This is a genomic window from Acinetobacter indicus, from assembly GCF_009914475.1.
Classification (GTDB): domain Bacteria; phylum Pseudomonadota; class Gammaproteobacteria; order Pseudomonadales; family Moraxellaceae; genus Acinetobacter; species Acinetobacter indicus.
Window position 1 is genome coordinate 2,634,697 of record NZ_CP045198.1, and the last position, 21,794, is coordinate 2,656,490.

Genomic DNA, 21,794 nt, shown 5'->3' on the forward strand with positions numbered 1-21,794 from the left:
TAAGCCTTATTGCAAAGCATCCATGCTTAAACCAGTGAATTTAAGCATTTCAGTTTCAATACGTTCCCAAACAAAAAGAATTTTGCGGCCACCAAAAGGACGGATGTAGTGAACACCTTCAATAAAGACACTGTCCTTCAGCTGGTTGCGAATGGTACGAGCGTCGTACTGGATTTTTTCAGCCAGTTGCTGGGCTGTGAGATAGGTATATGACATAATTGTATTCCTAGCGTAATTCATCGGATGTAAGGAATTTTTCATCCTTAGACCTAAAATAACCTCAAATTTAATTAAATGCAATTAAATTTTCATTGTATTAGAGGAAAAATTAATGGTTATTTGTAAGCTACCAATATTGTTGGCTGAAAGAAAAATGCGTGTAGCTGACTTAATTCGTGGTACAGGCATTAATAAGACAACTTTGCATAAGCTTTATAATGGCGAATTGACTCGAATTGATTTGGAGACCATCGATCGAATTTGTGATTATTTGGATGTACAGGTAGGGGATTTATTTGTTTTTGAAAAAGACAATAAAGAACAATCTGTTAGTCAGTAGTTTGGTCACAAATGGTCACATCAAAAAGTGAAATGGTCACAAATTATTGATCATTTGGTAAAAAATACCTTGTTTGGAAGAGAACAGGGTGATTTTTTGCCTTCAAAAAAGCTCTGAAAGTGGTGATCGATTGAGGACATTTAAGATCAATTGAGACCATTTTTTTTGTTGTGGGCACGCTATGGTCACATCTTGGTCACAAAATACAAATTACATTAAGAATATTTTTTATTGAATCGAATAACAAAGGAAGAAGAGTTTTTAAAAAATATAATAAAATCAACAAGAAAAAAGCCCCAATCTTTCGATCAGGGCTTTTTGAATTTGGAGCGGGAAACGAGACTCGAACTCGCGACCCCAACCTTGGCAAGGTTGTGCTCTACCAACTGAGCTATTCCCGCAGGGTCGATCAATTTTTTACTTTAAAAAATGAACAAAAAAGAATTTGGAGCGGGAAACGAGACTCGAACTCGCGACCCCAACCTTGGCAAGGTTGTGCTCTACCAACTGAGCTATTCCCGCATGCGGTGTATAATACATTATGCAAAAACAGGGTCAATAACTTTGTGAAAAAACTTGTGCTGATTGCATAAATAAAAGCCATTTTGACCAAGGTTTAGATGATTTCTGCTGTGAAATCAGCCCATAGCGGCGGTTCAGGCGGGAAAAAGCCGGTTTTCAGCCGGTTGCCACAATATCGCAAAAAGAACAGGGTATACTAAGATTAATCTCAGGCCTTTTTGGATGCATGATCATGAGCATAGAACAACAACTGATTGAACGCTTACACACCCTGAACCCGACACATTTAGACGTGGTGAATGAATCTTCTGGTCACGGCGGCTATTATCCGGGGAAGGAATCTCATTTTAAGGTGGTAATCGTCAGTGAACAGTTTGCCGGTTTACGTCTGGTGCAGCGTCATCAACAAGTCTATGCCGCGGTCGGTGATCTGTTAAGTCCAAGCAAGATTCATGCGCTGGCAATTCATGCCTTTGTTCAGGATGAATGGCAAGGACAGGATACCTCAAGCCCGGAATGTGCCCACGCCCCGAAACAATAACCCGGAACAAGAAATAGAGATCAGAACAGTTCATGGAAACCCAACTTTTACTTAAAATTATTCATATGACCAGCATCAGCGTATTGCTGGTCATTCTGCTGGCCCGTGGCCTGACCTTATTTAAAGGCGTGCAGGGCAACCAGCCCAATCCGGCCGGACGCACACTATGGGTGGCGCTACAACATTTATCGGTTACGCTGATAGTAGTAACCGGAATTGTGCTGCTGGCATTAAAGGATTTTCAGGTCGAAACCTGGTTTTATGCCAAAATCATTTTATTCCTGGTGATGCTGTCTTCGTTAATGAAAGCCTACCGTAAAACGGACAGTATTTTACTGGTGCAACGCCGCGCCGGCTGGGGCATAGCCCTGGTTGCATTACTGGCGATTATCGCCTTGGTAATGATCAAGCCAAGTTTTGGTTAATTGTTCGACAATAATGTCTATCTCTCGGCTATACTTCGCTACACTTGAGCCAATTAGAATATAAAATCAGAGGGATAGACATGCGAACACGTGTGGTCTTTAACCAGAAAGGCGGCGTTGGAAAATCCAGTATTACGGTCAATCTGGCCGCCATCAGTGCCCATCAGGGCTTTAAAACCCTGGTCATTGATTTGGACCCGCAAGCCAACTCCAGCCAGTATTTACTGGGGGATGATGCCACCTATTCCACCCATAAGCCGGCACTAGAGCCAAATATCCAGAACTATTTTGAAGAAGTGCTGGGCAATACCCAAAGCAAAGGCTTAATTGGCAATGCCTTGGGCTCGATCTTAAAAAGCCGCGCCAAAGGTCTGGAAGCCTATGTGCATCAATCGCCCTTTCCAAATCTGGATGTAATTCCAGCCAGTCCGGACCTGGGCAGTCTGACCCATGCCTTAGAAAGCAAACATAAAATCTATAAATTGCGGGATGCCTTGGCCTCACTGGCCGGGCGTTATGAGCGGGTCTTTATTGATACACCGCCGGCGTTTAACTTCTTTACCTTGTCGGCACTGATTGCGGCTGACCGGGTATTAATTCCGTTTGACTGCGATGTATTTTCCAAACGTGCCTTGCACAGCCTGATTGAAAATGTGCTGGAAACCCAGGAAGACCATAATGCCGAGCTGGAGATTGAAGGCATTGTAGTGAACCAGTTCCAGGCTCAGGCCAAGCTGCCACGAGAAGTGGTCGAGCAGCTGAAAGAGGAGCAGTTACCGGTATTTAACAGCATGCTGCCACCCTCAGTCATCATGAAAGAGTCGCATCATAAAAATCTGCCGCTTATTCATTTTGCTACAGATCATAAATTGACGCAGGCCTATCAATCGTTGTTCAATGAGATTGAACAGAAACAATCCTGAGATGGGCATGAAAACACTGTATATCAGCCTGCTGGCTGCCGGAACCTTGCTGCTGGGTGCCTGTGCCACGACGGTTAAACCGACCTATGTCTCGCCTACACATTATCAGGCGCTGAACTGCCAGCAGCTGCAAAGCGAATATAACCGGATTCAGTCCTATATTGATCAGGGCGTACAGGCGCCTAAACGGACCGGCGTTGGTGTGGGGGTGGGTCTTGGCGGAGGCTGGGGCAGTCGTGGCGGCTGGGGCATTGGCCCAAGTGTTTCGGTCAATATGGGACAATCATCGAATACCAAAAATACTGAACTGGCACGGGTGCTGGGCGAGCAGGAAGCCATTGTGCAGGCGGCGCGTTTTAAAGGCTGTCCAATTGTTGTACGCACCAAGCAGGCCAGTTAAGGCTTCGCATTTTTCACGCTGGGCTGGCAGTTTATGCGAGTCACGGCGTGAAAAATCTTAGCAAAATGTTTCAGAAAAAATTATTAAAAATCTTAAATTTAAATAAAAATAAAGGCTTTTTTATCTGTCCAAATATCCTCCCAGTCGTGAGAAAAACTTGTCAGTTTTTATCAAATTAATATAAGGTGTGCGCCTAATTTCAGGTAATTTCAGGTGTCTATGATTGAAAGTTGGCTGTTTGTGCTGGCAATGATTGCGGTTCTGCTTATTCCGGGACCAACCAATGCTTTGCTTGCAAGTTCAGCACATCAACATGGAATTGCCAGAACCAGTTTATTTGTGCCTGCCGAGCTGCTTGGCTATTTATATGCCATCAGTTTGTGGGCGCTGCTGATTCATCTGACCGTCCCAATCTGGCCGTATTTAAGCCATATTCTGCATGGCTTGAGCGCACTATATGTGCTGTGGACGGCTTTTCATTTGTGGAAGCATGCGCATCTGGTCAAGCATAACCAGCTCAACCCGTCTATCCGCCCGCATCAGCTGTTTTTTGCCACCTTAAAAAATCCCAAGGCACTACTTTTTGCTGCCGGGATTTTACCGACTGAAACCTGGGATAATCCGACCAATTTCTTGATGGTTTATGCAGTGTTCTGTCTGGTGCTGTTGCCGACTGCGCTGTTCTGGATGTCTTTTGGTCGCGCGATTTTATCGGGAGAATCCAAGCAAATAAAAGCCGATCTCTTGTATAAAGGATCGGCCATGTTGCTGGTGCTGTGTGCTTTTCCGGTTATTCTGCGCTTTTTCGCTTAAGCGCGGACCTGCTTTTTCAGCTTCTGGCGGGCAAAACCAATCACCCCCGGCAAGACACTTAAAATAATGATGCCAAAAATCAGATAGGTAAAATTCTCTTTCACAATTGGCATGTTACCAAACAGATAACCCAGGGTAATAAATGAGCCAATCCAGCAGAAAGCGCCCACTACGTTATAGGTCAGAAAGTATTTATAGTTCATGCTCCCGGCACCGGCAACAAAAGGGGCAAAGGTGCGGGCAAAAGGCACAAAACGGGCAAAAATAATGGTTTTACCGCCATGCTTGGCAAAGAATTGCTGGGTGGCAATTAGGTGTTTTTTATTAATAAAGCGTGATTCAATTTCAAATACCCGTGGCCCAATATATTTACCAATATGATAGTTCAGGGTATCGCCCAAGACAGCGGCAATAAACAGTAAGCCGCCCAATAACCACGGATCCATGGCACCGGTCGAGGCCGCCAGCGCACCGGCTGCAAATAACAGGCTGTCTCCCGGTAAAAAGGGCATCACCACCAGACCGGTTTCAACAAAAATAATCAGAAACAGGATGGCATAAATCCAGACCCCATAATTGGTAATGAACTCAAGTAAATGCGCATCAACATGCAGGATAAAATCAATCAGTTCCATGAGGGAAAAACAAGCAGAAATGTAGTCAAATCCTATCAGTCCGGTTGGTGAAAGTCAGTAGAAAAACGTAAATAAATTTCCGCTGTCATCATTCTAAATTTGCAACGATACATCTTTGAAATGGTGATTTTTTGATATTCGGCCAGTCCCTAAGATAGCAGCATCTTTTTACTGATCTGCTCTAGGTTCTCTCATGTTTAATCCAAATACTGTGGTTGCCAAAATCTTTCAAACCCCTGCCTTAAACAACCTGTCGCTGCTACTGGCGCGTGTCTTGCTGGCTTATATTTTTATTGTGTCGGGCTGGGGCAAAATTGCCGGCTATAGCGCAACGGTGGGCTATATGGAAGCGATGGGGGTGCCGGGTGGCCTGTTACCGCTGGTGATTCTGCTGGAGCTGGGTGGTGGTCTGGCAATTTTACTGGGTCTGCAAACCCGTCTGGTGGCATTGGCACTGGCAGTATTCAGTTTGCTGACTGCATTTATGTTCCATGGCGCACCGGAAGATGCGGTTAACCTGATGAAGAACCTGGCGATTTCAGGTGGTTTCCTGCTATTGGTGCTGCAAGGTGCAGGTAAACTGAGCCTGGATCATCTGATTGAAAAATAAGACGCAATGTAGGGAAATAATTTTCCCGTCATTCAGTACAGGCAGCTCCGGCTGCCTTATTTTTTGCCTAAATAGATAATAAAGAAGAGGGTCGAGAACATCTGCCGGTAGCGGCCTGATTCGGAGATCCACACAGACTGATCTGAATCTTGTGTTTAATGCGCAGAAAAAATGCTAGAATACGGCGCTTATATTCGTTTGCCTCTCATAGTTGTTTGTCATGACTACCAATACTCAAATTACTGAAGATCGTATCCTGATTCTGGATTTCGGTTCTCAATATAGTCAGCTCATCGCACGTCGTGTTCGTGAAGCTGGCGTATATTCTGAAATGTATGCCTATGACATGTCTGAAGAAGACATTCGTGCATTTAATCCAAACGGTATCATCTTGTCGGGTGGACCTGAAAGCGTTCACCAGGAAGGCAGCCCGCGTGCACCACAAGTGGTGTTTGAACTGGGTGTGCCGGTATTGGGCATTTGTTATGGCCTGCAAACCATGTGCGAACAGCTTGGCGGTAAAGTTGAGCCAGGTACTGTCCATGAGTTTGGCTATGCAGAAGTAGACATCGTGGTGCGTGACCAGCTGATTGGTAACCTGCAAGACCGTGAAAACCAGCTGCATGTCTGGATGAGCCACGGCGATAAAGTTGCCCGTATTCCGGAAGGTTTCCAGGTGACAGCGCAAACTCCAAGCTGCCCAATTGCCATGGTATCTGACGAAACACGTCGTTTCTACGGCATCCAGTTCCACCCGGAAGTAACGCACACTTCTAAAGGTGCGGAATTACTGTCGAACTTCGTACACCAGATTTGTGGCTGTCGCGGTCTGTGGACACCAGAGCACATTATCGACCTGCGTGTAGAACAGCTACGTGAACAGATTGGCGATGAAAAAGTACTGCTGGGTCTGTCAGGCGGTGTGGATTCTTCTGTGGTTGCTGCATTGCTGCATAAAGCAATTGGCGATCAGTTGACCTGTGTATTCGTAGACAACGGTTTGCTGCGTTTAAACGAAGGCGACCAGGTTATGCAAATGTTTGCTGACAACATGGGGATCCGCGTGATTCGCGCCGATGCGGAAGATCGTTTCCTGTCTGCACTGGCAGGGGTCACTGATCCTGAAGCGAAACGTAAGATTATTGGTCGTGAATTTATTGAAGTGTTTGCTGAAGAAGCACGTAAATTAGATGGTGTGAAATTCCTGGCACAAGGTACGATTTATCCAGACGTGATTGAATCTGCCGCCAGCAAACAGGGCAAGGCGCATGTAATTAAATCACACCACAACGTGGGTGGTTTACCGGATGATTTGGCTTTTGAACTGGTTGAACCGTTACGTGACCTGTTTAAAGATGAAGTACGTAAACTGGGCACCACTTTAGGTCTGCCACACAGCATGATTTACCGTCATCCATTCCCGGGTCCAGGTTTGGGCGTGCGTATTCTGGGTGAAGTGAAAAAAGAATATGCCGACATTTTACGTCTGGCTGATGACATCTTTATGCAGGAACTGCGTGCCAGCGGCTGGTATGACAAAACTGCACAAGCCTTTGCTGTATTCCAGCCAGTGAAATCTGTTGGGGTGGTGGGTGATGGCCGTCGTTATGCCTGGGTTGTTGCCCTGCGTGCCGTTGAAACAGTTGACTTTATGACAGCACGTTTCGCGCACCTGCCATATGATCTGGTAGATCGTATTTCAACTCGTATCATGAACGAGATTAAAGACGTTTCACGTGTGGTATATGACGTATCGTCTAAACCACCTGCAACAATTGAATGGGAGTAATTCAGGGCTTTCGGACAGTACTGCTGTCCGCCTGAATTACGCCAAGGGCTGTGCCCGCGGCAGTGGGGTTTTACGAAGCATTGCTTTGTGCCTGAATTACGCCATGAGCCCATTTTAAAGCATTGCTTTTAAAATCGGCGCAAGGTGCGCGGCAGTTTAGAAGCCCGAAATTATTTAAAAAAGAGCGCCTCGGCGCTCTTTTTGTATTTAAACCACCCAGGAAATATTGGACGGGCAGGCCGGTTTTTTCGGTTCGCTCATGCCAATATCATAGTGCAGTACACAATTACGCCCATGCTGTTTGGCCGCGTATAAGGCAATATCAGCTTCTTTAATTAATGTGGTTAAATCAGGCTGTTCGGCTTTGAGCTCAGACACGCCAATCGAAACGGTAAAATTCAGGCTGATATTCTGGCCAATATAAATCCGGTGCTGGGCAATTTTGGTTCTTAAACGTTCGGCAATCAGCAGTGCATCCTGCAGACTGGTTTCGGTGAGTAAAGCGGTAAATTCCTCGCCACCAAAACGCGCCAGAATATCCTTGCGCCGCATTTCCTTACGGGCAATATCAGCAATGGTCTGCAGCACCTGATCACCGACATCATGACCATGGGTGTCATTAATCTGCTTGAAATAATCGACATCAAACATCAGCAGGCAGGTCGAAGCATGCTGCGGCCATTCATGTACCTTATGCTCGGCAATATGCACAAACTGGCGGCGGTTGCTGAGCTGGGTCAGCTCGTCGGTATGCGCCAACTCTTGCAGAATATGGAAATTCCAGTCATTTAGCATGGTTCTGAGAAAATTACGCCGTGCATTCAGGGTATTGGTCCAGCTGATATATAAACTGAACAGCCAGATTGGCAGATAGACCAGCGCAAAAATGATGGTTTCAATGGCGCTGGTTAAGTTAGATACGCCTAAAAACACCACGGTACTGATTAAAAACGAGGTATATAGCGCCGGCTTAAAGCGCACCTGAATACACAAATTGGCCAGCACCACAAAAATGACCGAGGCATAGATATAGATATCGATATAGGGGCTGTTCGACAAGGACATCAGATAAAACCACAGGCCGGCACAAACCAGCGTGCCGACCGGTAAAATCTGGTCATGGATCCGGATATCTTTCACATATTTGAACAGGAAATAATTAATGCTGATGGCCAGTACAATCACGATGACTCTGGCGATACCGGAGAGCAGACTGACATCGGGCAGTACAAAATAATCGGCGAAAAAGTACAGTAAAAATGCCAGCTGGCCAATGTGATTGACCTGTTGTAAATACAGCTTCTGGTGAATGGTCTGGAATTTATAAAAATAGTCTTCAAACTGGGGCGGAATACGGGCAGCCGGATCTTGCAGGGCCTGTTCCAGGGCCTGACGACTTTCCAGGTCGCACTCTGACGCTTGTAAAATATGTCGATCAGAATCATCGGGTGCAAGATCTGTTGAATTCGTCGACATTCTAGTCCGATTTCCCATCTTCATAGAATTGCCCCAAGTCTTTAATAAAATCAAAGTAATAGTATAGCTTTGACGATTAAAAAAAGACCTCCCTAAATATGGGTAATTTGCTGAAAAAAAGCCTCAAAACGGCAGGAAAAGAGAGGAAATTGTGCGCTGGTGCTCACATGAATCCTTACAACAAAAAGCGATTTTTTGATTGTTCTGCCAGGAGAATGCTGCATATTAACTGAACTATAGCAAACTCATGCAGCATCCGCGTATAAGATAAACAACAAGATGAGCGACATGGAACATCGCCAGAGTTAGGATACAACTATGACCAATGCCAACTATACCGAACTGTCCCATTCAGACGATTGTGAAAAATATATCCAGCAGTTTATTCAGGAAGTGCCGCTGCGCCGTGCAGAAATCGGGCAGGGCACCGTCATTAAACGCGCCTTGCCCAGCCGTCATAAACGCATGATTGGCGCCTGGTGCTTTTTAGACCATGCCGGTCCGGTCAGCTTTCCGCAGGGTGACGGGCTAGATGTCGGACCACATCCGCATATTGGCCTGCAAACCTTTACCTGGATGATTGAAGGCACCCTCATGCATACCGATAGTATCGGCTCCAAACAATTGATCCGGCCGAAACAGGTCAACCTGATGACAGCCGGGCAGGGGATTTCGCATACCGAAGTCGCGCCAGAGCAGGAAACCCACATGCATGCGGCCCAGCTGTGGATTGCCTTGCCGGATGCCAGGCGCAATATGCCGCCGCGTTTTGACCATTATCCTGAATTACCGGTGGTGTCACGAGATGGGGTTGAATTTACCGTACTGGTCGGAGAGTTTCTGGAAATCCGCTCGCCGGTTGAGGTGCATAGCCCGTTACTGGCAGTGGACTTAACTGCGGCCGAAACGGTGCGCACCCGGCTTCAGCTGAATCCGGCCTTTGAATATGGCTTTATGGCGCTAGAAGGCACGGCGCATATTAACCAGCATGAACTGAACGAAGACAATATGGTGGTGCTGGAGCCGGGTCTGCAGGACATTGAGATTGAACTGCACCAGGGTGCACGCGTACTGTTACTGGGCGGTGAGCCATTTGAATCCGCGATTTTACTATGGTGGAACTTTGTCGGACGTACCCAGGACGAGCTGAGCGAGGCACGTGACCAGTGGGTCAATCAGGACCCGCGTTTTGGCAGCATTCCAGATTATAATGGGCCACGGCTGGAAGCACCGGCCCTGCCAGATAAAATGCGTGCTTCACGTTAAGCAGGCATGATGAATTGAACTTCAGGCCCAAGCGTCGCGATCGATGGATGGGCTTGATGATGCTGAGTTGCTGCAACCGGTCAAGGTAGCCGGTGGTTCTTTATTTCAAGAAAAACAATCAGAGTATCATTATGATTACTGTGCATCATCTGGAACAGTCGCGTTCCTTCCGTATTTTGTGGGCCCTGGAAGAACTGGGCCAGCCTTATCAGATTGAATTTTATCGCCGTTTACCGAGTTTTGCCGCGCCACCAGAGTTAAAACGGGTGCATCCGCTGGGTAAAGCACCAATTTTGACAGATGGTGAGCAGCCGATTGCCGAATCTGCGGTGATTTTAGAGTATTTACAGGAACAGTATGATGTGGCGCAGCAGTTCAAGCCAACACGTCCGGCCGATCAGCAGCAGTACCGTTACTGGATGCACTATGCCGAAGGTTCACTGATGCCATTGCTGGTGATGCAGCTGGTGGCCAGTAAAGTGCCGCAGCGCGCACCCTGGCTGATTCGTCCGGTGGCAGCAAAAGTCAGTGAAGGTATCCAGCAGGGTTTTATTCAGCCGCGACTCAAAGATCATATCCAGTTTCTGGAAGATTATCTGGCCACACATGACTATTTTGCCGGCACATTTTCCTTTGCCGATATTCAGATGGCCTTTCCGCTACAGGCCTTGCAAAGCCGTACTGATGGCAAATATCCGCAGATTGAGCGTTATCTGCAGCGACTGGCACAGCGCGAGGGCTATCAGCGGGCGTTCGCTCGTGAACAGAAGCTAGAGGCACAGTTGGCCTAAACAAAATTTGAAGCTATAAAAAAAGATGCTTGCGCATCTTTTTTATTATTGGCGTTTCACCACAATCGAATCAATCCCGCTATGTTGCAGGGTTTGCTGAGCAATTAGCGCCGCCTCTGCAGAGGTATATGGCCCCGAAATTACCCGATACCAGGTTTCACCACCTTCTACGGTTTTGACCACATCGGCGGACAGACCATTCAGAATAATTTCAGCTCGACGTGCATCGGCGGCATCCGGATCGGTATAGCTGCGGACCTGCAGAATATAGCTGGCAGGCGCGGCCACGGGCGGTTCAGTTGGCGTGATGCCCGCCGTCGCTTCACTGGCGGCTGCGGGCGCTGCCGGCTCAACAATTGGCGCTTCGACAATCACCACTGCCGTCTGTTCCTGGGTTTCAGGTACGGCCTGCTCCGGAATTGGTGTTACCTGTTGCTGGGGCAGCAGGTCATAGAAGCGGTAATCCTTGTTGGTGTCTTCCTGATAATGTTCAGAAGTGATCTGGCCTTTTGGTGGCACAGGTTCCCACGGCTTCCACAGCATTAAGGCCACTGCGAAACATAACACGACCAGAATCACCACCAGTGTGCCTAACCAGGTCGGAATGAGTGGTTTTTTGGGCTTATTTGGTCGTTCTGATACACCGCGTTGCGTTTTTCCAAACACGAGGGAACCTCTTTATTCTGATTATTGGCTGATTGGCTGGACAGGTGCGTGATGGTACGCCTGCCCAGCAGAAGAATGTCTTGGTTTACATGCTTTCAGGTGCAGAAACACCTAATAATTCTAAACCATTGCGCAAGGTTTGTTGTACGTTTACTGAAAGCAATAAGCGGGCTTGAGTAAGCGCAGCATCATCATTGAGCACTTTGTGTTCATTATACCAGCCGTGGAATAAAGCTGCTAATTCTTTCAAGTAGTTACCAACCTGATGGGGTTCGCAGGCATTGGCAGCACGGGTCACAATTTCAGGATAGGCCGCCAGCTTGGCCAGAATTTCAGTTTCAGCCTCCAGTTCCAGCTTGGCCGCAAACTGACGCGCGTCAAGCGCATTAAAATTCACGCCTGTGCTGGCTGCTTTTTCCAGCATACGGCAGATACGGGCATGCGCATACTGGATGTAATACACCGCATTGTCTTTGCTTTGTGAGACTGCTAAATCCAGGTCAAAGTCGATGTGCTGTTCAGATTTACGCATGACATAGTAGAAGCGCGCTGCATCGTTACCGACTTCTTTACGCAGGTCACGCAAGGTCACGAACTGGCCAGAACGGGAAGACATCTGTACCATCTCGCCGCCGCGCCATAAGCTCACAAACTGTACCAGTAAAACAGTCAGTTTTTTCGAATCATACCCCATCGCAGCAATCGCGGCTTTTACACGAGAGATATAACCGTGGTGGTCAGAGCCCCAGATATCAATCAGGTCGGTATAGCCACGTTGTAATTTGTTCAGGTGATACGCAATGTCTGAAGCGAAATAAGTGGTTTGACCATTACGACGTTTGACCACGCGGTCTTTTTCATCGCCAAACTCAGTCGATTTAAACCAGATGTTGCCCTCTTGCTCATACAGATAACCGCGCTGATCCAGCGTTTGCAGCGCTTCATCAATTTTTTCAGTTAAAGAGGCTTCGCTAAACCACTGGTTAAAGGTTACGCCAAATTCACCGAGGTCATCTTTAATGTCATCCAGAATGGCTTTTAAAGCCGCCTGATGGAACACGCGATAGCCTTCGCCAATTAAAGTCTGTGAATTGAAAATCAGACCATCAATATGTTTTTCTTTATCGCCAGACAGGACCACCTTGTTGCCTTCTGCATCCGGCTCGGCTGCATACTGCACATCTTCCGGCACATCTTTATAGACATCGGCCACTGGACGTACATAAGCATCCCCATCCTGGTCGATAATGCTTTGCGCGATTTCTTTGACGTAATCACCCTGATAGGCATTTTTCGGGAACACCAGTTCCTGACCGGTCAGTTCCAGATAACGTAAGTAAGTTGATGTTGCCAGAATATCCATTTGACGGCCGGCATCGTTCACATAGTATTCACGATCTACGGTCGCGCCAGTGGCTTCGAGCAGGTTGGCAACGGTCATGCCGTAAGCGGCACCGCGACCATGACCCACGTGCAGGCTGGACGTCGGGTTGGCAGAAACGAATTCAACCTGAATACGTTTGCCCGCGTTGACCTTGGTGCGACCAAACTGGTCTTGCTGTGCCTGGATTTGATCAAGAATGGCAAAACGCTGGTCGGCATTTAAGAAGAAGTTGATAAAACCCGGACCGGCAATTTCTGCTTTGCTGATATCTGCCACTTCTGGCAATGCAGCCAGAATTTTTTCGGCCAGATCACGCGGCTTCATGCCCGCAGCTTTAGAGGCAATCATGGCGATATTTGAGGCAAAGTCACCGTGGCTTCGGTCTTTGGTTCGCGTCAAATTACTGGTGTTGTTCCAGTCTGCTGGGAGGACACCTTCTGCTTGAAGGGATTGCACTGCATGTTCAAGAGCTGCTTGGATTGCCGTATTCATAATCAGTCGAAAAATAAATGTCGCAGAAAAACAGCAAATATAGCAAATTTCACTGTCTTTAGGTGAACCCATTTGTAGTGAATGAAGATTGTCCGACATTCTGCGCCATCTGTAGCCTGAAAATGCTACCATGGCCATGAAATGACCTGATCAATGACGGATTTGTCCCGCTGTAGGAGCACGCATGCACGCCAAACGTCCTGTAATTATCGCCAATATTCCTAAACTGCCAGCAAAATGGGCGGGCATTATTATGCCGCTGCTGCTGTCTGGCCTGATGAGCGGTATTATTTCAATGGTCAATATGCTGCGTGCGCTGGGCTGGGTCGAAGGGCTGATCACACTGTGGTTCCAGAACTGGATGATTTCCTGGGCCATTGCCTTTCCGGTGGTGCTGGTGGTGTTGCCGCTGGTGCGCCGTTTTACCGCGATGCTGGTGGATATGCCGGGCGCACCCAAATAGCATTTAGCCCGATGCACCAGACTCCTGACAGGACACCGGTTTACTCAGCAGATCGGCATTGCCATTCTGGAAGGTATAAAGCCGGGAGGCATTAAAAATCTTGATCACCTTGGCCTGCGCAATGGCTGCCTGGAAGTGTTTCAATGGCTCATCGGTATGTACATTAAAAGGATTGCCATAATTCTGATTGTCGAGCAGGAACTGGATCTGTCCGGTATTCGGATCATAAGCCTTTAACAATGTCTTGCCTTCGGCACTGCTGAGCGAGAAGGTTGGTCGCTGGCTGCTGATCTTGCAGTGCAGGGCCAGAGTCAGAATCACTCCATCCTGAGCCTTGTTTTTCAGCTGATAGCGTCCCAGCTGTTCATTTTCAATATAGACCCATTGTTGAGTGGGCATGCTGGCAGTAAATTTTTCCAGTTGCTCCAGGGTTTTTTTACTGATATCGACCACGCCGTCTTTGTCGATTTTCGGTGCTTTGTCTTTAGCGGAGAATAAACCGGTCACCTGATCGCTGACTTTTTCAGTGGTATTGGAAAGGGTCTGGCAGCCGCCTAACCCCAGCACAGCGGCCAAACCGCCCAGTGCAATCCATGGCTTGATATACATGATTTTTAAATATGTCGTTGTGTTTTGCTCCAGAGCATACCCAAATTGAGGCCAATTGAAAAATCTGCACTGGCTGCATGTAACAGAAAAACAGCGAAAAACTACATCCAGCAGGGGCGGAGATTTGTAAGCTAAACAGGCAGGGGATTGATCTGGGTACAAAAAACCCGCATTTTCGGCTTTGGGAAAGCCTTATGTCGTGACTGAATGCCGGATTGGACAAATTTATTCAGTACCTAAATTATCCACAAATCATTATCAATTTTCTAAATACCCTATTGTCCTCAAAACGGGCTAAGCTAGCTTATCTCCCAGAGGAACTTTTGCTTTGAGCCTCCTTCTGGATCATCGAATAATGAGATTGGAAATGACATCAGCGAATTCAGCCACCAAAAAACCGCTTTACATCCCTTATGCCGGAAACACGCTTCTGGAGCTGCCTTTGCTTAATAAAGGCGGTGCATTTACAGAAGAGGAACGCCGCCATTTTAATCTCCACGGTTTACTTCCACATGCCATCGAGAGCATTGAAGAACAGAGTCAGCGCTCCTATCAGCAATATGTGTCGTTTAACGATGCCATCAACAAGCATATTTATTTAAGAAATATTCAGGACACCAACGAAACCCTGTTCTATCACTTAATTGAGCATCATTTAAGTGAAATGATGCCGATTATTTATACCCCGACGGTTGGCGAAGCCTGCCAGCGTTTTTCTGATATTTACCGCCGTCATCGTGGCATCTTCCTGGCCTATCCGGACCGCGGCCATATTGATGACATTCTGCAAAATGTGAACAAGAAAAACGTGAAGGTGATTGTAATCACTGATGGCGAGCGCATCTTAGGTCTTGGTGATCAGGGGATTGGTGGGATGGGGATTCCGATTGGCAAATTATCCTTATATACCGCATGTGGTGGGATCAGCCCGGCTTATACCTTGCCAATTACTTTAGATGTAGGTACCAACAACCCGCAACTGCTGGATGATCCAATTTATATGGGCTGGAATCAGCCGCGGATTACCGACGATGAATACTATGCCTTTGTTGATGAAGTGATTGCCGCGATCCAGCGCCGCTGGCCAAAAGCGCTGATCCAGTTTGAGGATTTCGCTCAGAACAATGCCATGCCATTGTTAAACAAATATCGTGACCAGATTTGCTGTTTTAATGATGATATTCAGGGCACCGCAGCCGTTTCGGTGGGCAGTTTAATTGCTGCCTCACGTGCCGCTGGTAAACAGCTGAAAGATCAGGTGGTGGCTTTCCTCGGTGCCGGTTCTGCTGGTAGCGGCATAGCCGAGCAGATTATTGCGCAGATGATGTATGAAGGTTTAAGCGATGCCGAAGCGCGTGCGCGGGTATTTATGGTTGACCGTTTTGGCCTGATCACCGAAAACCAGCCGAATCTGCTGGACTTCCAGCGCAAACTGGCACAGCCGCCTGAACGGGTTGCAGCCTGGGGCAATGCCGATGACATGATTTCACTACTCGATGTAGTCAAACATGCCAAACCAACGGTACTGATTGGCGTATCAGGTCAGCCGGGGCTGTTTACCGAAGAAATTATTCGCACCCTGACCGAGAATTGTGAGCGACCAATTGTAATGCCACTGTCGAACCCAACTTCGCGGGTTGAGGCGGTGCCGGCTGATATCCTGCAATGGTCTGAAGGTAAGGCGCTGATTGCAACTGGTAGTCCATTTGCACCGGTGAATTATCATGGCAAGATTTATCATATCTCACAGTGTAATAACTCCTATATTTTCCCGGGTATTGGTTTGGGTGTAGTCGCCTCCGGCGCGACCCGAGTCACAGACAGTATGCTGATGGCGTCGAGTAATGCACTGGCAGACTGTTCGCCGATGCTGCTCGATCCAGCGGCCGATCTGCTGCCGGATTTAAATGAAATCCAGAAGGTTTCGAAAATTATTGCCTTTAAAGTGGCTAAAGCGGCGATGCTGGCCGGTGTAGCGCCGGTAATCAGTGACGAGTTACTGGCAGAGGCGATTGAGGCGAATTTCTGGAAACCGGAATACCGCAGTTATCGCCGGATTACCTTCTAAAATATAGACAAACACAACAAGGAGCTTCGGCTCCTTTTTTTAGGGCAGCTGTTGATCGCAACTGGTCGGAAACAGGCGGTTTGTAGCCCCGAAATGAAAGCGGGAGACTGGATTAAAAAATAAGCATTGTTTAGAATCGGGGCAAATTAAAACAATAGCTTTTATAACAATGATAACCCGTGTTCATATCCATACTGCCTTGGAGCAGGCCGGCCTCAGCCCACAAAAACGCGCCCTCCATATTCAATTTTCTCAGCTTGCCTTAAATACCGATGTTTTCTTGCAGCGCATCGACGGTGAACACCAGCTCAATCAGGGCTTATGTGCTGAACTGATCTGTCTCTCCACCAACGCGCAGATTCCGTTAAAACAGTTTATCGGCGCGCAGGTTGCCGTCGATCAGGTCACTGACCAGGGCCAGCTATTTCGCAGCAGCGGTATTATCACCGCAGCCGCGCAAGGCCAGAGTGATGGCTCTCTCACCCTCTATAAACTTACGCTAGAAGATCCAACCGCACTCTGGCATAAACGCCGTAATAGCCGCGTGTTTATGAATAAAAGCGTACGCGAAGTCAGCGAGATTCTGTTTAAAGAATGGCAGAACAAAAGCCCGCTCTTTGCCGCCAGCCTGACCCTGGACTTAACCGGACTGACCCAGGAACTGGATGTGCGTCCCTTTATCATGCAGTCCAATGAAACCGACTATGACTTTTTGACCCGGCTCTGGCGCAGTGAAGGGATTAACTGGCTGATTGATGAAGCCCAGTTACAGGTCGTACATTCCAGCAGCCCGCTTCAGGCCCAGAAATTACGCCTGATTGATGATAACAACCAGTACAGCGCCTTAAATCGTCGCAGTATCCGCTTTCATCGCTCCAGTGCCACCGAACAATTAGACAGTATCACCCAGTTGATTGCCCAGCGCAGCCTGCAACCGACGGCCGTACATCTGCAGCGCTGGCAGTCGGATAGCCTGAGCCAGGAAGAAGGCGCCGGTTCTGTACAAAGCAAACACCAGCACAGCCACAATCAGGACAATGCCAGCTTAAGCCTGGAACAAGCCTGGCAGATCAGCCCGGCCTGGATGCAGGATTTAAATGGCGAAGACCAGGCCACAGCCTCTTCCAACAACCAGCTGGATAAACTGAACCAGAACCTCAGCCACTACAACGACCTGCAATCCAAATACTTCAGCGCCCATTCCACCGTCCGTGATGCCCAGGTTGGCTACTGGTTTGAACTGAATGAACACCCGGAAATTGACCAGCACAGCGCAGCCGACAAAGAATTCTTAATTACCGGCAAACAGTTCTATAACCAGAACAACTTACCTAAAGACCTCAATCAGCAGATCAACCAGCTACTCAGCCAGAGCCACTGGCATAGCCATATTAATGTTAAACACGAACAACACCCGGATGAACGTCAAGGCAATACCTTAACCTTACAACGTCGCAATATCCGCACCGTCCCGGAATACCATCCACTACAGCACCGCCCAGCGGCTCATCCACAGCGCGCCCGGGTAGTCGGTCCTGCTGGCGAAAGCATCCATGTCGATGAATGGGGCCGAATCAAAGTCCGTTTCCTGTTTACCCGCAGTGATGACCATCAGCATGATGGCGGGGCCGGCAGTAATGACAATGACACCGATTCCGCCTGGGTGGATGTACTGACGCCTTGGGCCGGAGAAGGCTACGGGGCACGTTTCCTGCCACGGATTAATGAAATTGTGGTGATCGACTTCTTCGACGGTAACATCGACCGGCCATTTGTGGTGGGGCGTTTACATGAAGCAGAACGCTCGCCAACCCGCTTTGATACCCTAGGCCAGCTACCCGACACCAAAAAACTCAGTGGTATCCGCTCACAGGAAATTGAAGGCAGTGGTTTTAACCAGCTGCGTTTTGATGATACTCCGAAGCAGATTTCTGCCCAGCTGCAAAGCAGCCATGGCGCGACCCAACTGAACCTAGGGAACTTGAGCCATCCCAAAGCCAGTGCCGAAAGTGACGGTCGTGGTGAAGGTTTTGAACTGAGAACCGATCAGTGGGGTGCAGTCCGTGCTGGAGAAGGCTTGCTGATTTCCACCCATCCACAGGCACAGGCAGAAGGCAATCATCTCGATGCCAGTGAAGCCAAGAGCCAGCTAGAAAGCAGCTTAAACAACAGTACTGCCCTAAGTGAAGTGGCCAAAAACCAGCAGACCGATCCTTTAGAAGTTCTCGATAACTTAAAGAACTTCCTGGAACAGATCGAACAGCAGGATGAAAGCAAAGCCGCTGCTTTTAAACAGGCACTGATGATTCTCAGCGCACCAAACTCTATTGCGTTGAGTAGCCAGCAAGATGTACATCTCTCTGCGGATGGTCAGATCAGCCACAGTGCCGGAGAGAGTATTAACCTGAGTACGCAGCAATCCCTGATTGCCCATGCCAGCCAGAAACTAAGTTTATTTGCAGCACAAGAGGGTGCACGTCTGTATGCTGGTAAAGGCAAGGTTGAGATTCAGGCACAGGGTGATGGGGCAGATCTTATTGCCAGGAAAGGGGGGAAGGTCATCTCCACAGAAGACAGGATTGAAGTTAAGGCGAGTAAAAAAATTATATTGGTCGCTGGAGGAAGTCAGATTGAGATTAGTGGTTCAGGCGTGTTACCGACCACGGGTGGCAAGTTCGAGGTGAAAGCAGGGCAGCATCTGTTTTTACAGCCACAGAATGTGGTTGAACCGAAGATGAGCTTACCTCAGATGGCAACATTGTTTAGTAATCAAATCAATTATCAATGGAATAGCTCATCTGCAGGAGAAAAAGAAATTTTTGTGATTGATCAAACTGATGGAAAGCTTCTGAAAACCAATAAATCCATATTAAATGAACAACATCAATTGAGTACTTTTAGGTTCTATACGCCGCAGTCAACTGACTTTATTGCACTGGGCTTTAACTCTTTGCATACACATTTGAGTGGAGCATTGAGTGATGAACAGATTGATTATTTGCTCGAAGAAATAGAAGAAGATCAGGAGGATGAGGTGTCTACACACGAGGATATTGAATCATGAGTAAACTGGTGACCATTACCTCTAAGTTTTATGATAAATCTGGACGATATGTCAGAAATCTGAAGGTGAAATCACGTTATCAAAATTCATCGAGAGAGAATCTGAAGAAAACAGATACAGATGGCTTATTTGTCTTTCAAGCTTCTCCTAATCGGATGGTAGAAATTTTAGCAAAACCACCGAAGGCATCTGATTATACTGTGGTGAAGGTCATTAATTCTTCGACACTCTCCTCTTCAGAGCATCCTATAAAAATTCAGTTACCTAACACCATTGAAGAATATCGACAAATGAATAGTACGATTTCTCAGAATGGTTTGGTGGTAACACCTTTTCAAGTGGTTGATGTTCATGGAAAGATTATGGCTCATTTTCCGATACAAACACGGCCAAAGGGAAAGAAAAGTTTTGAACGTATTACAGATGATCAAGGAAGAGTTGAAGTCCTCTCTTCAGCTAATCGTGATATTGAATTTTTAGCCTTAACATCGAATGATGAGTTTGTTTTAAAAAGATCGCTTAATTCAGGTAATGGCACAGAAAAACCTATTCTGATTCAACTAGATGAACCCTATGAAAAGTTTAAAAGTACTTCTACACTAACACTTGTAGATCGTGAAGGTAGTAATTACGTTATTGAAAAAACAAATATTGAGATGTTAATTGTAGCTACCGGGAAGAAAAAGGTTTATTCGATTTCCAATGGAAAACTGCCGTTAATAAGTATGGTTGGGCAGAGATTACAATTTACTGTACTCAAACCAGATGGAAAGCCTTTAGATCCAGTAAGTTATGTGGCCAAAAGAGTTAAAGAGGAAGCTGTTAAATTACATCTAGATGTTGATATTATTGAAGGAACCACAGAGGAGAATAAACCTAATTTAGATAACAGGATTGATAATGATTCAGAAGATATTATTTCGTTAAGCTTTTTTAAAGCTGTTTATGGTTCTAGAAAACTATTTTCTCATCGCGTAATGAATGGGAGATCAACACAAAATACTACGCCAGAAGAGTTTGTTCCTGAGTTGAATAAAAGTCTTAGAAAACATAATTTAAAAGATAAATTAATGTTATGTCATTTTTTAGCACAAATTTATCATGAGTGTGACCACTTTAATACCTTAATTGAATATGCTAGTGGGAAAGATTATGATATATCTAACTTTCCGCCATCTGTTTGTGACGTTAAAAATAGTCGAGCATGTCGAAGAAGAAATCAAATCTTAGCTGAAGGAAATACATCTTTTGGAGATGGTCCTAAGTATAAAGGAAGAGGTCTAATTCAGCTAACTTGGAAAAGTGCATATAAAAAATATAAAAACTACTCAGGAATAGATGTAGTTAGTAACCCAGAATTAATTTGTGATGACTTATTTCATGCAGTGGAAAGTTCTGTATGGGCATTTAATATATTTAAAAATGCAGATAATTTAATTTATAAAGGGTATCCAGATTTAAATAGTAACTATAGTGATAGTCATCATTTAAAAGTAGTTGAGTCTGTGAGTAAGAGAATAAATGGTGGAAATAATGGGATGTTGGAAAGAAAGAAGTTATTTATAAAAATATTGAGAGAAGTGGAGAAAAGGAATGGTTTTAAATAAATTTTTCATTTTTTTATTATTGATTTTTTCAGGTAATTTGTCAGCAAAAGATATTTTAGTAAAAGAAGATAATAATATTTACTATAGGAAAGGGGGAGAAAAATTTTATTTATTCAATGGTAATGACTACTGTTATAATAAAAATGGTTTTTGGTTAGAGGAAATAAATGATAGTAAGTATAAATATTTGGTGGTGAATTACACAGAGGATTGCAACCCAAGTGGTCAATACAGGATTTTTGAGATATCTTCTAAAGAGGTAAAAGAGTTTTATTTGAGTCCATTATACGATCCAGAATTTAAAAAAAATAGAATTATTGAAAGGTTTAAAGATGGAGCAATAAGCTATAAAAGAATATATCTTTTAGAGTCTGGGAAATATATATTGAAAGAAGAATGGAGGACTTTAGCTCCAAACTTAAATTTAACTACTTTTTTTTCAAATCCTAATAATATTTATGTATTGAAGAGTGACTTAGGTAAAATAGTCGAGAAAGTTGAAGTATCCTCAAGAAAGGCTTTTTTATTTGATCAATATTTTAATAAGAAAAGATCTTATTTAATTAATGGGGATATTGTAAGGATAAAAAATATTGTAAAAAATAAAGATGAATTTTACTTAAATATTGAATATTTAAGTATGAGTGGGAAAGTAGTAAAAGGTTATATATTGATATCTGATATTTTGTGA

The 21,794-nt window shown here is 45.9% G+C and carries 21 protein-coding genes and 2 tRNA genes; 15 read left to right on the top strand and 8 right to left on the bottom strand.

The features are described 5' to 3' along the window. Window positions 1-6 precede the first annotated feature (6 nt). Complete coding sequence (locus GA693_RS12970; protein ID WP_000122748.1) at window positions 7-216, bottom strand: hypothetical protein; 210 nt, start codon at window positions 214-216, stop codon at window positions 7-9. A 115-nt stretch (window positions 217-331) separates the two neighbouring features. On the opposite strand from GA693_RS12970, the gene GA693_RS12975 reads away from it, so the two are divergent. Beyond that, entirely contained in the window at window positions 332-559 is a 228-nt protein-coding gene (locus GA693_RS12975; protein ID WP_160241737.1) for a helix-turn-helix domain-containing protein, read from the top strand. Between the two features lie 325 nt (window positions 560-884). Here GA693_RS12975 and GA693_RS12980 read toward each other — a convergent pair. Next, window positions 885-960, bottom strand: a tRNA-Gly gene (locus GA693_RS12980). A gap of 45 nt (window positions 961-1,005) precedes the next feature. Beyond that, window positions 1,006-1,081 (bottom strand) — tRNA-Gly (locus tag GA693_RS12985). A gap of 232 nt (window positions 1,082-1,313) precedes the next feature. Here GA693_RS12985 and GA693_RS12990 point away from each other — a divergent pair. From GA693_RS12990 to GA693_RS13010, 5 genes are all read left to right on the top strand, one after another. Continuing rightward, window positions 1,314-1,622, top strand: a complete 309-nt coding sequence (locus GA693_RS12990; protein WP_016658959.1) for a BolA family protein — start codon at window positions 1,314-1,316, stop codon at window positions 1,620-1,622. 32 nt (window positions 1,623-1,654) lie between these two features. Then, window positions 1,655-2,047: a SirB2 family protein gene (locus GA693_RS12995; protein ID WP_160241736.1), complete on the top strand. Its 393-nt coding sequence runs from the start codon at window positions 1,655-1,657 to the stop codon at window positions 2,045-2,047. Between the two features lie 80 nt (window positions 2,048-2,127). Then, window positions 2,128-2,970 carry a ParA family protein gene (locus GA693_RS13000; RefSeq protein WP_160241735.1) on the top strand — a complete coding sequence of 281 codons (843 nt, stop codon included), beginning with the start codon at window positions 2,128-2,130 and terminating at the stop codon, window positions 2,968-2,970. 7 nt (window positions 2,971-2,977) lie between these two features. Beyond that, window positions 2,978-3,370 (top strand): hypothetical protein, encoded by a 393-nt coding sequence (locus GA693_RS13005; RefSeq protein WP_005181343.1) that lies wholly within the window; start codon window positions 2,978-2,980, stop codon window positions 3,368-3,370. Between the two features lie 219 nt (window positions 3,371-3,589). Then, window positions 3,590-4,183, top strand: a complete 594-nt coding sequence (locus GA693_RS13010; RefSeq protein WP_016658963.1) for a LysE family translocator — start codon at window positions 3,590-3,592, stop codon at window positions 4,181-4,183. On the opposite strand, the gene GA693_RS13015 is transcribed toward GA693_RS13010, so the two are convergent. Then, complete coding sequence (locus GA693_RS13015; protein WP_005181345.1) at window positions 4,180-4,818, bottom strand: DedA family protein; 639 nt, start codon at window positions 4,816-4,818, stop codon at window positions 4,180-4,182. The two genes, GA693_RS13010 and GA693_RS13015, sit on opposite strands and share 4 nt — an antisense overlap. Before the next feature lie 193 nt (window positions 4,819-5,011). Here GA693_RS13015 and GA693_RS13020 point away from each other — a divergent pair, with 193 nt between their 5' ends. Beyond that, on the top strand, window positions 5,012-5,428 hold the full coding sequence (locus tag GA693_RS13020; RefSeq protein ID WP_016658964.1) for a DoxX family protein: 417 nt from the start codon (window positions 5,012-5,014) through the stop codon (window positions 5,426-5,428). A 220-nt stretch (window positions 5,429-5,648) separates the two neighbouring features. Then, window positions 5,649-7,217, top strand: coding sequence for a glutamine-hydrolyzing GMP synthase (gene guaA, locus GA693_RS13025; RefSeq protein ID WP_016658965.1), 1,569 nt, complete (start codon window positions 5,649-5,651; stop codon window positions 7,215-7,217). A 207-nt stretch (window positions 7,218-7,424) separates the two neighbouring features. Here the strand turns inward: guaA and GA693_RS13030 are convergent, their stop codons facing one another. Beyond that, the gene (locus GA693_RS13030; protein WP_016658966.1) at window positions 7,425-8,693 is read right to left on the bottom strand and encodes a GGDEF domain-containing protein; all 1,269 of its coding nucleotides are present in this window, start codon (window positions 8,691-8,693) and stop codon (window positions 7,425-7,427) included. A 318-nt stretch (window positions 8,694-9,011) separates the two neighbouring features. On the opposite strand from GA693_RS13030, the gene GA693_RS13035 reads away from it, so the two are divergent. Together GA693_RS13035 and GA693_RS13040 are read left to right on the top strand one after the other, a co-directional pair. After that, window positions 9,012-9,959: a pirin family protein gene (locus GA693_RS13035; protein ID WP_160241734.1), complete on the top strand. Its 948-nt coding sequence runs from the start codon at window positions 9,012-9,014 to the stop codon at window positions 9,957-9,959. 131 nt (window positions 9,960-10,090) lie between these two features. Next, window positions 10,091-10,750, top strand: coding sequence for a glutathione S-transferase family protein (locus GA693_RS13040; RefSeq protein WP_160241733.1), 660 nt, complete (start codon window positions 10,091-10,093; stop codon window positions 10,748-10,750). A gap of 45 nt (window positions 10,751-10,795) precedes the next feature. Here the strand turns inward: GA693_RS13040 and GA693_RS13045 are convergent, their stop codons facing one another. Then, window positions 10,796-11,416 (bottom strand): SPOR domain-containing protein, encoded by a 621-nt coding sequence (locus tag GA693_RS13045; protein WP_075168056.1) that lies wholly within the window; start codon window positions 11,414-11,416, stop codon window positions 10,796-10,798. An 85-nt stretch (window positions 11,417-11,501) separates the two neighbouring features. Next, entirely contained in the window at window positions 11,502-13,292 is a 1,791-nt protein-coding gene (argS, locus tag GA693_RS13050; RefSeq protein ID WP_160241732.1) for an arginine--tRNA ligase, read from the bottom strand. A 184-nt stretch (window positions 13,293-13,476) separates the two neighbouring features. Between argS and GA693_RS13055 the strand changes: the two genes are divergently transcribed. After that, entirely contained in the window at window positions 13,477-13,755 is a 279-nt protein-coding gene (locus tag GA693_RS13055; RefSeq protein ID WP_005181365.1) for a DUF2798 domain-containing protein, read from the top strand. 3 nt (window positions 13,756-13,758) lie between these two features. Here the strand turns inward: GA693_RS13055 and GA693_RS13060 are convergent, their stop codons facing one another. After that, window positions 13,759-14,364 carry a hypothetical protein gene (locus GA693_RS13060; protein WP_160241731.1) on the bottom strand — a complete coding sequence of 202 codons (606 nt, stop codon included), beginning with the start codon at window positions 14,362-14,364 and terminating at the stop codon, window positions 13,759-13,761. A gap of 367 nt (window positions 14,365-14,731) precedes the next feature. On the opposite strand from GA693_RS13060, the gene GA693_RS13065 reads away from it, so the two are divergent. The 4 genes from GA693_RS13065 to GA693_RS13080 all read left to right on the top strand — a co-directional run bounded on the left by GA693_RS13065 (window position 14,732) and on the right by GA693_RS13080 (window position 21,794). After that, on the top strand, window positions 14,732-16,432 hold the full coding sequence (locus GA693_RS13065) for an NAD-dependent malic enzyme (protein WP_160241730.1): 1,701 nt from the start codon (window positions 14,732-14,734) through the stop codon (window positions 16,430-16,432). Window positions 16,433-16,601: 169 nt separating this feature from the next. Then, the gene (locus tag GA693_RS13070; protein ID WP_160241729.1) at window positions 16,602-19,496 is read left to right on the top strand and encodes a type VI secretion system Vgr family protein; all 2,895 of its coding nucleotides are present in this window, start codon (window positions 16,602-16,604) and stop codon (window positions 19,494-19,496) included. Next, complete coding sequence (locus GA693_RS13075) at window positions 19,493-21,103, top strand: glycoside hydrolase family 19 protein (RefSeq protein ID WP_160241728.1); 1,611 nt, start codon at window positions 19,493-19,495, stop codon at window positions 21,101-21,103. The genes GA693_RS13070 and GA693_RS13075 overlap by 4 nt, the downstream gene beginning before the upstream one ends. Continuing rightward, a complete protein-coding gene (locus tag GA693_RS13080) occupies window positions 21,090-21,794 on the top strand; it encodes a hypothetical protein (RefSeq protein ID WP_160241727.1) in 705 nt (234 codons plus the stop codon). The genes GA693_RS13075 and GA693_RS13080 overlap by 14 nt, the downstream gene beginning before the upstream one ends.